Here is a 14,119-nt window from a genome sequence, read left to right as displayed (position 1 = left end):
ACCTGTCACCTCATTTCTTAGCTGTCCATTCAGGTGGTATTTTCACTTTTAAGCCAATTGGCAATTTACGTAAATCACTGTCCTTAATGCCATTCAACGACTGCAATGCTTTATAGTTAGCGCCATTCCCTGTGTACTTTTGAGCAATTTTCCAAAGAGAGTCTCCTTTCACCAAGCTATACGTTTGTGGTACTGGCTTGGGATTTTCTCTAGGGGCTTCCTTTTTCACAACCTGTTCTGTTGCCTTTTTATCAGCGGACTGAACAGCCTGGATTTTCTTTTTTACAAGCTCCATTTTTTCAAATCCAAAAGGCACATATTTTTTGAACGCTATAGAATAGTCAACATCTGCAGTGCCAAACTGATCCTTCGCTTCAAAACTCTCAATCGTAACCAGGCCGTTAATCGAAAAAGAACCACCAACATAAATAAAGCGAATAACCGTTTCTTCGGCCATCCACTTGTTAATTTGATCAATATATTTTTTAGGTTCGACAAATTGAGTCTCGGCGTAATGCGTATCACTTGCTGGGAAAAATGATGAAAATGCGAATTCCGTTAGTTTCATTGGTTTAGGTACATTCACGGAACCTGTTTTAGCAATACTAAATTCTTCACCATCAGCAGTATTTTTAAAAGGTAGATCAGGAGGATTTACAGGAATACGAAAACCTTCTGCATCGTTTTTAGCACTTAGATAAATGCCTGTCGTCATCCGTAAACCCCCTCTACTGAACGACCTTGTTCATCTTTAAGTCCTTGCGTAATGGCTTTCACAACATCTTCAACGTCCACTTTTTCATTTATATCGCCTGTGAAGTAGAACTTAGGCTCACTCTTGACATGTTGAACAACCGTCTTGCTATTGTTCATGATAGGTGAAGCTGCAACCTTCTCACGCACCTCTTTAGACACCACAACATCATCTCTAGATGGTGCGTTTAATGATTGCGAAACAAAGTCATTCAACTTTGCAGCATAACCACCAACATTTGATAAGTCACCAATCTTATTCAGGACTTTACTTAATACACTACCTGCAGTGTCCTCAAAGGTGTTGTTGACCTGTAAATTCGGTGTTAATGACACGATATTGTTAATCGCTTTTCCCTCTGCAATATCCTTAAATAATTCTAGATATTCGTCTGCTAGATTGATTTTATCTTCAATCTTACCGACCGTATCCAATTTTCCACCTTTAAGTTTGTTATCTTTATCAGCACTTTTACCAAGACCTGACTCTGAAGGTGCTGTATTTACTACGTTATCCATTAAACTAGCAGTATCACTAAATGGATTCTCTTTATTGTTAGAGTCTTTACCTAAACCAGCTAGACCCTTAGCTTTATCTACAAGACCACTCATTGTATCAGCAGCCTTCATCGTACCGTTATAAGCCCATTCATTCGCCTTATTAAATGCATCAGGCATGCTCATAAGATTAGTCTTAGATAAGTTCACTACGTTTTTATCGCTAGTTGGAGCTTTAAGGTTAGCAGCGAAGTTTTGCCAATGCTTTGTGACGACGTTGGATTTACCAGTCTGTAGCTCACCCACAGTACCGATATCAACACCAGGTATTTTGTTGAGTAAATTAATTAATCCGTTTACTGCTTTAATTGCAATATTTGCTCCAGATACAAAGGCATTACCTAAAACCGTTGCAGCACTATCAAAACTACCTGCCATTGCAGACATGTTATCAACAACCATCATTACTAAGTCATAAAATAATTTCTTCACGGCATACACTGGATCAATAAATAGATTGATGAAGAATTCAGCAAAGATTGTTAGGAAGTTTGCAATGTTAGCAAAAACATTGAAGATAAATGCTCCTAACGCACCAAATATTCCAGCGACAAAGCCAACTACTGTTGCTGTTTGTTCACCCCACATAATCATTGCGGTAACGACCAAAACGATAACCGCAATTATCGCGATTATGACCCACGTAATAGGACTAGCTAAGTAAGCAGCATCTACCACCCATTGAGCTGCTGCCCATGCAAGTGTTGCAGTCCTAATCAATCCTAAAACTGCATATTTAGTCATCAAAATAGCTACGATAGAACCTAAAACAACTGCCATTACAACTAGAATTGGAACCACCCATGCAGCGTTATTATACATAAATTGCCCCACAGCCCCGATTGTGTTGTACATCATTTCTAATGCATCAAATACAAGTGATAAACCAGATACGAAAAGATTTACAAATATCATTGCATGACCGGCTAATACGCCAAATGCATCAGAATTAACGAATTGTCTGAATCGAATAAACATCGGTTCAAACGCTTTTTGTGCCCAGTTATTAAACACAGTCATTGCATCAGCAAATGTTAATGGCATGTTTTTGAATTTCTCTTCAATATCTTTGGCAGCTTTGAATAAAGATGTTTTGATAATATCTGCTGTAATAGTTCCTTCAGAGCTCATCTCTTTTAGCCCTTCCATCCCAACTCCAGTTGCGTCTGCAATTGCCTGCGCTAACAACGGTGCATTTTCTGTAATAGAACGGAACTCATCACCTTGAAGTCGTCCCGCTGCCATAGCCTGCGTCAATTGATACATCCCTGCTTGTTTCTCTTGTGTAGAAGCACCTGATACCGAGAACGATTTATTCATTAATTCTGAAAAGCGAATTGCTTCATCATTGCTAGCGAAAGACTTACCTGCTAAGAGATTCAACTTTGCCACACTCGCTGCAGTATCGTTGTACGAACTCAAACTTCGCTGTGAGGCTCTATAAATCTTGTCTTGCAATTCAGCTTGTGTTTGAAGACCATCATTAATATTTGATAAACGAGCATTCGTGTTAGAGTAGTTATCCGAAGCCTGAGTAAATTTATTGAAACCATTGACAATACCTTGGATAGATAAGTACGCAGCTGCAAATCCCAAAAGACTATTTAACAATGTGCGTACGCTACTGGTGGCTGAATTCGCGCTATCCCGAACACTATTTAAGCCATTTCGCAACCTAGCACCAGCGTTCTGCCCTTCACTTCCTGCTAACCTTGCACTTGCTCTTAATCGTTCAAAAGATGCACTAGCACTCTCTATATCACGCCTAGCTCGCTGTAAACTACGCATATCACCTGCTCTGTTTGATGCGGTATGCATCTGTTCCATCGCTCGAATTGTACTATTCATTGCTTTCATCATCTTTTGCAAAGTACCTGTCATGCGGTCTGTTAAGGTCATAGTTGTACGTACTGAAATGGCTCTCACCTTCTTTCTGGGCATAAGAAAAAGCACCTAGTAGGTGCTTAATAGTAATTCAAGTTATATGTGATTTTTGCAATACCAAAGTTATTTTTTTCAATTTCAAGAACCCACAATTCTGCAACTTTTTCTGAAACTGGCGTAAATCTTAATGCTGCACCAGTATCAGCAACTTTTTTTAAATCGTCGCTTGGTTGGATATTAAACATAGAAAAAAGATCTTCATCATTCTTAAATTCAAATGATGTATCATCATATCCCATATATGTTCCAGAATAAATGCTCATTCTTGTGACCGCGTCCTCGATTACCATAAATTCATATTTATTTCCTTCGTAAATATATGTTTTCGCCGGTATTTCCTTCCCTGTCGATGGTACCAACCAATTATACTCATCTACATATTCAGGTTCCCCCATAATTTCAATCAACTGAGCACTGCTAATTCTACTAAATTTTGTCGCGTCGATAATAGGTTCAGTTTTTTGACTATCTTTACTACTCTCGGCAGAACAAGCACTAATGATCAGTAACAATATTGACGCAAAAATAATACTAATTTTCCTCAAATTCATCCCTCCTCATGTCTAGTAATCTTAGGAGATAGCGAGCAAGTTGCGACTATAATTGCAGGGGTATTGATAAAATCAAAGTAACTTTTTCATTCATTTGAATTCCCCCCACTCCATCATACCCCGAACTAGAAGGTAACTCCTTAACATGTTTTTGCTGTCACCCCATTATGCTAATTGCTTTTTTTATTTTTAGGCGTAGAAAAAGCACCTCCGTAGAGATGCTTAAAACTATTTTTCAAATTTTATATTCGTTACTAAAGAATGAAAATATACAGCTATTGGATATGTTGAAAAAGCACGAATCATTAGAAAAGTGAAATAGATTGCTATTACCAAGGTCACCATAAACGAAAAAATAATAGTGCCAGTGAACTCGTCTAGTAGTTTATAAAGAGAAATAATAAATCCAAAAATAGCTAGTATTACAGGGAAATATTTTGAAGGGTCGTTAGATTCTTTAAAATCCGCAGCCCTCCCTATAATTAATGCTTGTTGGGTCGAATCCAAAGTTTTCAAAAAATCTATATTTTTGTTTATCCTTTCAATGCCAAAAGGGGATTTCTTTATGTATAATTGTTTACTAATAAATTTTTTCAATACTTGATCTTTCCCTCTCGTGGCTTCGATTAAATCACTAATAAAAATATTATGACCCGAACTATTCGTTTGATCTAATTCAGTCATTCAAATCACCTCCCTCTTTATGTCACTGTTCGACACAAAAATGGAAAGTCCTTCTAAATTTCCGAACAAGACCAGTATTTTTTATATTTTTAAAAATCTCACGATAAGTTTAATCGTCCCACCCGCACACGCATTACATTAGGAACTGTCTTTTTCTCAGTCTCATTTCCGACAATCGTACGCACATGCTTCTTACTAATGATTGGAGCTGGTCGTTCACAATTTTCGCACTGCAATACATGATTCATCGTCCTCACCTCATTCTGATTTTGTTCTGTCCTCAAAACAACACCAAACAAGTCATTCGTGTCTTATAATGACTTACACTCTTATGATTGCTTCCTAACACATTTTTAAAATGACTGTTTGATGCAGTTTTCAAATCAAAATAAAAACACCCCGTAGGATGTTAAACTAACATTAAATGAATCTATATATGTATTATTCGTTTATTTTGATTTCATCTTTATCTCGACTGTTCTTTTTTAAAAGCTCGATAATTTCTTTATTTTGTTCAACTTGAATATTGCTATTCACTTTTATGATTCTTATCCATCGTAGTGTTAATCCTATTAATAAAACTAGCGATAATAAAATCAATACGGATTCTTCCGACATCCCCATATCCAACTCCTTCCTAATTAGGATTATTTCATTTTAATTATACATTATGACCAAAAAGAGATGGTATGCAAATTCTTTGTCATAATAAAAAGCCTTACCGTGCTAGGTGTAAGGCTTTCATTCGTCTATTATTTAATTGTGGTAAAACTGTCGATAGCCCACTTCTGAGTCACGTAGAGCTGCCCGTGTATTATTGCAAAGCGAATTGTGTTAGTGCGAATCCGTGCACTTTGGAAAGTTTAACTGAATAAAATGGAAAGTGGACGAAGTTCACATATAAACCACTCCTTTTAACCTTTATATTATTAAGATACCTAATCTCTTAAAAAATATGGGCCGGCCATGTATGTCTTGCCCTGAACAAGTTTATGGGGCGCGGGTCGGTCGTCGGTCTGTCTTTCTCAAAAATCTAGTAATTATAAAGATCAAAAGAAAAAACATTTACCTGACCAACCTCCCCTTCATTTTACATTTCAACCAGTCAAAAAAGAAACGTTTGGAACATCTGGCACATTTGTAACAGTTGTAACACTTGGCGCATTGGATATAAAATAGATATGTAAATAATTACAATTTTATATTAGGGAGAGAAATAATGAATCAGACGAAACAAGAAATAAAAAATGAATTACTAGTTACAATTATAGTTCTCATCATAATATGCCTCTCATTTTCCACTTTATTATTTTTCAATTGGCAGACAATTGTGAAAAACACTTTAAATCTAATGGAAAATCTAATTTCCGGGTTAATTTCAAGCACTATTCTTTGTTTGATAGCTTATTTTGTACTTTCATGGTTCCAACATATACTTTTTGAAAAGGAACAATTAGCTAAGCCAAATTCAATGGATCATTATTTTGATATTTTCAAAACATCTTGTTATTGCTTTATAGAATTATTTAAAATTTTCATCTTAATAATTTGCACTTTTGTAATTTGTATCACAATTTTAGTAAACACTGAATTATCTCCGCATTATTTTTTAGTGCTTAGTATTGTTTCAACTTCGCTATTTGTTATAGTTGTAAATTTATCATTCAGTTACATTGCAATGAATAGAAAATTCTTTAAGCCCAGCAAGAAAAATATTAAAACCATCTACAAGAAGTATGATATGCAAAAAATATTCAGCATACTGTCTTCTATAATTACCATAGTAGTACTAGGTGATACAGCCGCAACTGCCGCATTTACTGTTTCTAACCCGGAAGACATAAATAATTCATTTAACGAATACATAGAAAGCCCAAGCTACAAGATATTAATACCTTCCCTTACCGTGATAGTTGCATATATTTGTGTGCAAATTAATTATGGGTTTAATTTAATAAACAAAGATGAAGGTTCTTCAAATTAAAATACACAATTCTATAAAGGCCATTTTCTACTTTAAAAGAAAATGGCCTTCTCCTTATTCCATCATCATATCCAAAATACGCTCTCTCACTCGCTGTACACTCGTATGACTCATATTTAGTTTTGCCCCAATCCAACGGAAGAGCATGCCTTCTAACAGCCAATAAAGCACTTCTTGCTCAATGTCACCAGTTACCTTTTCTATTAGATTTTGCACCATCAGCAATTCAATCTTAGTCTTGTTAATACGTACTTCACGTGCTGCTCGAATTTGAACATGTGCATGTACTGGATCACTTGTTCCCCCTACTGCTTTAGGCATAGTTGCCTCAATACCATATTGTGCTGTTGATGCTGCTGCCGTTAATGAATCTAGTTCATCCTTCATTCTCATGTACTTACACATGTTGTCGTGATACTTTTTGATTGCCTTGTCCAGCTGATAACGATTTAATTCTGTTTGCCCTTGTTTTCCCATATAGGTTTGCCCTCCTACGTTGTGGTATAATGCTAATGTCAATACAACTCGAAGGGTATGAATCAATCAATCCGCTGTAGCGTCTGCAAACGCTGCGGCTTTTCTTTTATGTTATAATTTACATAAAATACATATTGAGGTGGTTTAATGGAATTAGATAAACTAGTTTGTAAAAGATGTGGTAATGATTCCTTTGCACAAGGTGAATTAGGCGGTCCTTATTCAAATGTAAGACCTATTAGAATCGATAGGATCAATCTTTCGAGTTCACCACTAATTTTGAGTATTTGTACGAATTGTGGAGAAGTAGCTTCGTTGAAAGTGAAGCAACTGCATAAGTTCAAATAGTTTCATGCCGGAGCTGTAGTGTCTACCAACGCTGCGGCTTTTTTATGAATAAATAACCTTAATTTGCACACACTATTAAAAAATGCATATTGAGGTGCTTTAATTGACTACATTCGGAAAATACTTATATATTACTTTTTTTGTAACACTATTCTTAATTACAACGGTTTTGGATTATTTCAATAATGGTAATTGGGCTTTGCTCGAAAATATCTTTTATTCTTTTTGGGTAGCAAGTTTATTATTCATGTTATTACTATTTAGAAGTAGAAAAGATGAAACAAAGAACTGAAACATATTTAAATCATCTAGATATTCAGTTTATTTATCTATTAAAATATACTAAACTGAGATTGATTTCCTTTTTATTCACGTATCCTTCGTTTTTTAGTAAATTACATGTAGCTCTTAAATTTAGGAAAGGTTTCACCACTACTAGGACTAATGATTAATTCAAATTCAGAACCAGGATTTCCCTTTAAATGCTTAGCTTTTAAAGAGTCGATTTTACAATTCTTACACATCTAATTACTTCCTCAACAATTTGTTACTTTTACTGCACAATATTTATCGATTGCTAAGCAACATGCCCTACAATTACCATCTTTTCGTTGTCTAGCACTCCGTTTTCATCCACACAAGGGAAGAGATCCATTCAAAAACAACCCCAGTAACTTTCACTTTTGCAGTCGCATCATCGAATGAAGGATGGGATACCATTTCCCTTACCACTGTTTTAATTCGTACTACAAAGCGACGTATCTCTCCGTCCACTTCTAATTCGGTTAAATCGCCTTCATACATATCGTCACCGTTTCTGCACGGCACACACAATGCAGCCAAAATGATGTTTGCTTATGCAAAAGAAATTGGCTTGATTGAGATAAACCCTGTTGAAGCTTCATTTGTACCAAAGAAAAAGCTGACGTTAGAGGATGTTAGTAATGAGGAAACAGCGAAGCTTTATTTAGAAACTAACGAATTGAAGGAATTTTTAAGTTACGTGGACAAACACCGCAACATTATGTACCTCACCCTCTTTTATACAATCGCATTCACAGGCAGGGGACATCGATTTAGACAAAAAAATCATTCACATCAACAAAACAGTCTATGCGAAAAAAAGTATCCGTGGCGACTTCGAGCTCACACCACCCAAAACTTTTGGCAGCGTCCGCTCCGTAGACATAGATGATATTGTCGTGGAGAAATTGAAGCTGCTCTACCAATGGCGTGAGGATCGCGAATGGATTACATCCGACTTTGTATTCGGTGACAAAGAAGGCATCCCCCCTACCGTCAAGATGCTTAACCAAACCGTCCGACGACTCGGCGCCCTCACCGATATCAACAAACAATTCCGCACCTACATCCTCCGCCACACACACATTAGTCTGTTGGCAGAGGCTGGTGTGGATTTGAACTTCATTATGAATCGAGTTGGCCACAAAAACTCTGAGACAACGACTAAGATTTATTTGCATGTTACGTCTGGGATGCGAGTAGCTGCTACTGAAAAAATGCATGCTAAGTTTACGGAATTACTAAATGACCATACTGAAAACGAGTAAAAAGAAAAAGATAAAAAAATTAATTATAGAAACGCCCATCTAAAAGTAGATGGGCGTTATTCGTACATAGTATTCTATTATTTTTGTAAATTTAACGCCCTACATAAAAAGGCTGAGAATTGGGCACGTGTTACAAGGTCATTCGGTTTGAAATTTCCATTATCCCCTATCGTAATGCCATGTTCTTCAAGTGCTGCAATATATCCATTCGCCCAATGATCTTCAGGGACGTCTCGGAAGGTAGTTTTACTACCACTATTTAACCCAAGAGCTAATACTAATACTTTTGCCATTTGGGCACGCGTCATATTCGCTTGAGGATGAAAGGCATCATTTGTCCCATCAATAATGCCCGCTACTTGTAGCCTACTAATAGCATCATAGTATGGACTACTCGTTGAAACATCTGTAAAAGTACGTGCTGCACGAATCGGCTTTAACTCTAAGGCACGTGTTATCATGACGGCTACATGTTCTCGTTTGATGGAGTCATTTGGTTTAAAAGTACCGTCTTGATAGCCTGTAATAATACCAAGCGTAAACATTGCCCCAATTTCTTCTTCTGCCCAGTGTCCAATAGTATCACTGAAATTGAATTCTACTGTAGTATCTTCAGTCGGAATTTCAGAGGGTTCATTGGAATCAATTTCCACTGTAGTATCAATTATCGCCATTCCAGTTGTTTTATCTACAACGAGTAGCGCATACTTCGAAAACTGGTTGATCTCTGCTGTCAGTTGATTTCCCTTTATGATACCACCATCAACTTTCACCCAAGATTTCTTCAATTCGTCATAATAAAATAGAGCAACAGTTTCATCACTTTTTAGGCTCTCCAAATCGAAAGCTACAGTTAATGTTACAGGTTTATTTAAATTTTCTATACTATTTTTCTTAATTTCAAACACTTGGCTTGCTAAAATTTCTTTATTCCTTAGCAAAGTTTCTATGTTCTTTAATGCCTCTATTGAGATTTCTAATTCTCTACTTGAGGCACCCTTAGGAATAGAAAGTCTGATTATTTCGCCTAGGCTAACCACCCCTGATGTGCCAACTGATAGCGTAATTTCACCATTAATTGAAGTAATTACTTTGTCAGACGGAATAGATGGGGACTCATTGTTGGGTATATATATCGAACCACCTCCATCAGTTATTACTTGCGTGAAAATAGAAAACTGATTGGATTCAGTTATACCCTGTCCTGCGTTACCTCCACTATTATACACACCGCTATTATTAAGTGTGATTAGATTTTTGGCTACATTTATGTTGGCTTGTGGTGTGAATGTTGCTGTCCATGTGACACCACCATCCTTAGAACTAACAGCACTTAGTGTTCCGTTTACAATTGTCAAATCTGCATTGGTGAAGCCCGTCACTGCTTCTGAGAAGGTAATCGTCACCAGTGAGGTTTCTCCAATGTTCAGTGCAGTGTCTGCGACTACAATAGTCGCCGTTGGACGAACCACCGCAGGAACCACTGTATCAATCGCGTAATTGTTCGAGTCCGTGGTACCCAGTCCAGTATTGCCTGCAGCATTCTGCACACCCGTGTTGTTAAGTGTAATGACATTCGTCGAATCACTGATGTTTTTCGTTGGTGTGAACGTTGCTGTCCATGTGATACCGCCATCAGAAGAACTTACGGCGCTTAGAGTTCCGTTTGCGATTGTCAGATCTTTATTGTCGAAGCCCGTCACTGCTTCTGAGAAGGTAATCGTCACCAAGGATGTTTCTCCAATTTTCAGTGCACTGTCTGCGACTACAATTGTTGCCGTTGGACGAACCGTAGCAATCGAATAGTTGGAAGAATTAGTAGTACCCGTTCCTGCATTACCTGCCAAATCAGTCACACCTATGTTGTTGAGTACAATGAGATTGCTTGTATCAGTGACACCTTCAGTTGGCGTGAACGTTGCTGTCCATATGATACCGCCATCCGTAGAACTTACAGCACTTAGTGTTCCGTTGGCGACAGATAAATCTGCATTGTCGAAGCCCGTCACCGCTTCTGAGAAGGTAATCGTCACCAGGGATGTTTCTCCAGCTGTCAGCGTACTATCTGTGACTACAATCGTTGCCGTTGGACGTTGCGCATCAATCGCATAATTGTTCGAGAACGTAGTACCCGTTCCTGCATTACCTGCAGCATCAGACACATCCGAGTTGTTGAGCGTAATGAAATTGGTTGCATCAGTGATACCAGCAACTGGTAAGAACGTTGCTGTCCATGTGACATTATCCGAAGTACTAAGGCCACTTAGTGTTCCGTTGTCGACTACTAAATCTACCAAGGTGAAGCCCGTCACCGCTTCTGAGAAGGTAATCGTCACCAGTGATGTTTCTCCAATTCCCAGTGCTTTGTCTGAGACTACAATAGTCGCCGTTGGACGTTGCGTATCGATCGCGTAATTGTTCGAGTCAGTGGTACCACTTCCTTTATTACCTGTCGCATTCTGCACACCCGAGTTGTCAAGCGTAATGAGATTGCTTGCATCAGTGATGCTACTTGTCGGCGTGAACGTTGCTGTCCATGTAATACCGCCATCCGAAGAACTAACGTTGCTAAGTGTTCCGTTGGCGATTGTTAAATCTGCATTGGTGAAGCCCGTCACCGCTTCTGAGAAGGTAATTGTCACCAGGGATGTTTCTCCAATTTTCAGTGCATTGTCTGCGGCTATAATGGTTGCCGTTGGTGAAACCGTATCAATCGTATAATTGTTCGAGTTCGTGGTACCACTCCCCGCGTTTCCCACTAAATCAGTCACACCTGTGTTGCTGAGCGTAATGACATTGCTTGTATCAGTGATCCCAGCATTTGGCGTGAATGTTGCTGTCCATGTGATACCGCCATCCGAAGAACTAACGGCGCTTAGTGTTCCGTTTGGGACTGATAAATCTGCATTGGTGAAGCCCGTCACTGCTTCTGAGAAGGTAATCGTCACCAGTGGTGTTTCTCCAGAGTTCAGCGTACTATCTGAGACTACAATCGTTGCCGTTGGACGAACCGTATCGATCGCGTAATTGTTCGAGTCCGTGGTACCACTTCCTGCGTTACCCGCTAAATCAGCCACACCTGTGTTGTCAAGCGTAATGAGATTAGTTGCATCAGTGATGCTATTTGCCGGCGTGAACGTTGCTGTCCATGTGATACCGCCATCTGAAGAACTAACATTGCTTATGGTTCCGTTGGCGATTGTCAAATCTGCATTGGTGAAGCCCGACACCGCTTCTGAGAAGGTAATCGTCACCGTTGATATATCTCCAATTTTCAATGCAGTGTCTGAGAATACAATCGTTGCCGTTGGACGAACCGTATCAATCGCATAATTGTTCGAGTCCGTGGTACCACTTCCTGCGTTACCCGCTAAATCAGTCACACCCGTGTTGTCGAGCGTAATGACATTGGTTGCATAAGTGATATTACTTGTTGGCGTGAACGTTGCTGTCCATGTGATACCGCCATCTGAAGAACTAACATTGCTTATGGTTCCGTTGGCGATTGTCAGATCTGCATTGGTGAAGCCCGACACCGCTTCTGAGAAGGTAATCGTCACCGTTGATATATCTCCAATTTTCAAGGCAGTGTCTGAGAATACAATCGTTGCCGTTGGACGAACCGTATCAATCGCATAATGGTCCGAGTCCGTGGTACCACTTCCTGCGTTACCCGCTAAATCAGTCACACCCGTGTTGTCGAGCGTAATGACATTGGTTGCATAAGTGATATTACTTGTTGGCGTGAACGTTGCTGTCCATGTGATACCGCCATCTGAAGAACTAACATTGCTTATGGTTCCGTTGGCGATTGTCAAATCTGCATTGGTGAAGCCCGACACCGCTTCTGAGAAGGTAATCGTCACCGTTGATGTATCTCCAATTTTCAATGCAGTGTCTGAGAATACAATCGTTGCCGTTGGACGAACCGTATTAATCGTAAAATTGCCAGAATTAGTAGTACCTGAACCTGCGTTACCCGCTAAATCAGACACACCTGAGTTGCTGAGCGAAATGATATTGGTTGTATCATTGACATTAATATTCGGCGTAAATGTTGCTGTCCAAGTTATACCACCATCCGAAGAACTAACAGCGCTTAGGCTTCCATTTGGTATTGTTAAATCTGCATTGTTGAAGCCCGTCACCGCTTCTGAGAAGGTAATCGTCACCTGGGATGTTGCTCCAGCTGTCAGCATACTATCTGCGACTACAATCGTTGCCGTTGGACGAATCGTATCAATCGCGTAATTGTTCGAGGCCGTGGTACCCGTTCCTGCATTACCTGAAACATCCTGCACACCCGTGTTGTCGAGCGTAATGACATTGGTTGCAGCAGTGATATTAGCATTTGGTATTAACGTTGCTGAGTAAATGGAACCGCTACCCGAAACGGTGGATACAGTTCCGTTGGCGGCTGATAGATCAGAAATGTCGAAGCCAGTCACTGCTTCCGAGAAGACAATAGTTACCAGTAAGTGTTGCCCAATACCCGGCACATTGTTTGCTACTACAATTGTTGCCGTTGGACGTTGCGTATCAATCTCGTAATAATTCGAGCTCGTGATACCCTGTCCTATATTACCTGCCGAATCAGTCACACCCGTGTTGTCGAGCGTAATGACATTCGTTGCATCAGTGATATCAGCATCTGGAGTTAACGTTGCTGTCCATGTGATATCTCCATCCGAAGAACTAACGGCGCTTAGTGTTCCGTTTGCGATTGTCAGATCCGCATTGGTGAATCCCGTCACCGCTTCTGAGAAGGTAATCGTCACCAGTGAGGTTTCTCCAATTACCAGTGCAGTGTCTGCGACTACAATCGTCGCCGTTGGAGATGCAGCATATACGGTACCGATTGGGTTTATACTTAAAGTTCCTGTTACTAACAATAAAACTAGAAATAATGACCCTATTTTCTTTATTAAATTCATTTCAAACCTCCTTTTTCTCCATTTTTAAAAAATCAATTATCCTATTCCCATATTTCATAAGAAATCTAACACAACGTCTCCAGTATTTCGGGGAAATATCAGTAAGCTACCAAAAAACGTATGAGAAATAAGTATGGAAAGTAGAAAAAATTGAAAATATTCTAGTTATCGGTTTTCTCATTTGACCCCTCCGTTCTGATATTTCAATTAATTTTAATACACAAAGGTTAAAATTAGGTTAAAAAAATCAACGTTTTTCAAATATTCTAAAATATATTTCTATTTAGAAAATATTTTTGATAACATAAAAAAGCA

11 protein-coding genes are annotated in these 14,119 nt (G+C 38.8%); 2 read left to right on the top strand and 9 right to left on the bottom strand.

The annotated features are described in order from the left end of the window. Positions 1 to 10 precede the first annotated feature (10 nt). The 6 genes from AEA09_RS07235 to AEA09_RS07215 all read right to left on the bottom strand — a co-directional run bounded on the left by AEA09_RS07235 (position 11) and on the right by AEA09_RS07215 (position 5,114). Positions 11 to 715 (bottom strand): LysM peptidoglycan-binding domain-containing protein, encoded by a 705-nt coding sequence (locus AEA09_RS07235; RefSeq protein WP_053583198.1) that lies wholly within the window; start codon positions 713 to 715, stop codon positions 11 to 13. Beyond that, positions 712 to 3,252 (bottom strand): tape measure protein, encoded by a 2,541-nt coding sequence (locus tag AEA09_RS07230; RefSeq protein ID WP_053583197.1) that lies wholly within the window; start codon positions 3,250 to 3,252, stop codon positions 712 to 714. The genes AEA09_RS07235 and AEA09_RS07230 overlap by 4 nt, the downstream gene beginning before the upstream one ends. A 23-nt stretch (positions 3,253 to 3,275) precedes the next feature. Further along, positions 3,276 to 3,800: a hypothetical protein gene (locus tag AEA09_RS07225; RefSeq protein WP_053583196.1), complete on the bottom strand. Its 525-nt coding sequence runs from the start codon at positions 3,798 to 3,800 to the stop codon at positions 3,276 to 3,278. 234 nt (positions 3,801 to 4,034) lie between these two features. Further along, positions 4,035 to 4,490, bottom strand: coding sequence for a hypothetical protein (locus AEA09_RS07220; protein WP_053583195.1), 456 nt, complete (start codon positions 4,488 to 4,490; stop codon positions 4,035 to 4,037). Positions 4,491 to 4,588: 98 nt separating this feature from the next. Then, positions 4,589 to 4,738: a hypothetical protein gene (locus AEA09_RS19875; protein ID WP_156312079.1), complete on the bottom strand. Its 150-nt coding sequence runs from the start codon at positions 4,736 to 4,738 to the stop codon at positions 4,589 to 4,591. Between the two features lie 193 nt (positions 4,739 to 4,931). After that, the gene (locus AEA09_RS07215; protein WP_053583194.1) at positions 4,932 to 5,114 is read right to left on the bottom strand and encodes a hypothetical protein; all 183 of its coding nucleotides are present in this window, start codon (positions 5,112 to 5,114) and stop codon (positions 4,932 to 4,934) included. A 595-nt stretch (positions 5,115 to 5,709) separates the two neighbouring features. Between AEA09_RS07215 and AEA09_RS07210 the strand changes: the two genes are divergently transcribed. After that, complete coding sequence (locus AEA09_RS07210; protein WP_053583193.1) at positions 5,710 to 6,474, top strand: hypothetical protein; 765 nt, start codon at positions 5,710 to 5,712, stop codon at positions 6,472 to 6,474. Positions 6,475 to 6,528: 54 nt separating this feature from the next. Here the strand turns inward: AEA09_RS07210 and AEA09_RS07205 are convergent, their stop codons facing one another. Both AEA09_RS07205 and AEA09_RS07190 read right to left on the bottom strand, forming a co-directional pair. Continuing rightward, the gene (locus tag AEA09_RS07205; protein WP_245622807.1) at positions 6,529 to 6,951 is read right to left on the bottom strand and encodes a hypothetical protein; all 423 of its coding nucleotides are present in this window, start codon (positions 6,949 to 6,951) and stop codon (positions 6,529 to 6,531) included. Positions 6,952 to 7,914: 963 nt separating this feature from the next. After that, complete coding sequence (locus AEA09_RS07190) at positions 7,915 to 8,142, bottom strand: hypothetical protein (protein WP_156312077.1); 228 nt, start codon at positions 8,140 to 8,142, stop codon at positions 7,915 to 7,917. Between the two features lie 200 nt (positions 8,143 to 8,342). Here AEA09_RS07190 and AEA09_RS07180 point away from each other — a divergent pair, with 200 nt between their 5' ends. Continuing rightward, the gene (locus AEA09_RS07180; RefSeq protein ID WP_082332587.1) at positions 8,343 to 8,870 is read left to right on the top strand and encodes a tyrosine-type recombinase/integrase; all 528 of its coding nucleotides are present in this window, start codon (positions 8,343 to 8,345) and stop codon (positions 8,868 to 8,870) included. Positions 8,871 to 8,947: 77 nt separating this feature from the next. On the opposite strand, the gene AEA09_RS07175 is transcribed toward AEA09_RS07180, so the two are convergent. Then, entirely contained in the window at positions 8,948 to 13,804 is a 4,857-nt protein-coding gene (locus tag AEA09_RS07175; RefSeq protein ID WP_082332586.1) for an Ig-like domain-containing protein, read from the bottom strand. Positions 13,805 to 14,119: the final 315 nt, after the last annotated feature.

The sequence above is a fragment of the Lysinibacillus contaminans genome, from assembly GCF_001278945.1.
In the GTDB taxonomy this organism is placed as follows: domain Bacteria; phylum Bacillota; class Bacilli; order Bacillales_A; family Planococcaceae; genus Lysinibacillus; species Lysinibacillus contaminans.
The sequence above is the reverse complement of the archived record's forward strand: the minus strand, read 5'-3'. Positions and strand labels throughout refer to the sequence as shown.

Bases quoted from the DNA above. Each gene is read 5' to 3' on its own strand.
- AEA09_RS07235 (WP_053583198.1), bottom strand. From the start codon at position 715: ATGACGACAGGCATTTATCTAAGTGCTAAAAACGATGCAGAAGGTTTT.
- AEA09_RS07230 (WP_053583197.1), bottom strand. From the start codon at position 3,252: ATGCCCAGAAAGAAGGTGAGAGCCATTTCAGTACGTACAACTATGACC.
- AEA09_RS07220 (WP_053583195.1), bottom strand. From the start codon at position 4,490: ATGACTGAATTAGATCAAACGAATAGTTCGGGTCATAATATTTTTATT.
- AEA09_RS19875 (WP_156312079.1), bottom strand. From the start codon at position 4,738: ATGAATCATGTATTGCAGTGCGAAAATTGTGAACGACCAGCTCCAATC.
- AEA09_RS07215 (WP_053583194.1), bottom strand. From the start codon at position 5,114: ATGGGGATGTCGGAAGAATCCGTATTGATTTTATTATCGCTAGTTTTA.
- AEA09_RS07210 (WP_053583193.1), top strand. From the start codon at position 5,710: ATGAATCAGACGAAACAAGAAATAAAAAATGAATTACTAGTTACAATT.
- AEA09_RS07205 (WP_245622807.1), bottom strand. From the start codon at position 6,951: ATGGGAAAACAAGGGCAAACAGAATTAAATCGTTATCAGCTGGACAAG.
- AEA09_RS07175 (WP_082332586.1), bottom strand. From the start codon at position 13,804: ATGAATTTAATAAAGAAAATAGGGTCATTATTTCTAGTTTTATTGTTA.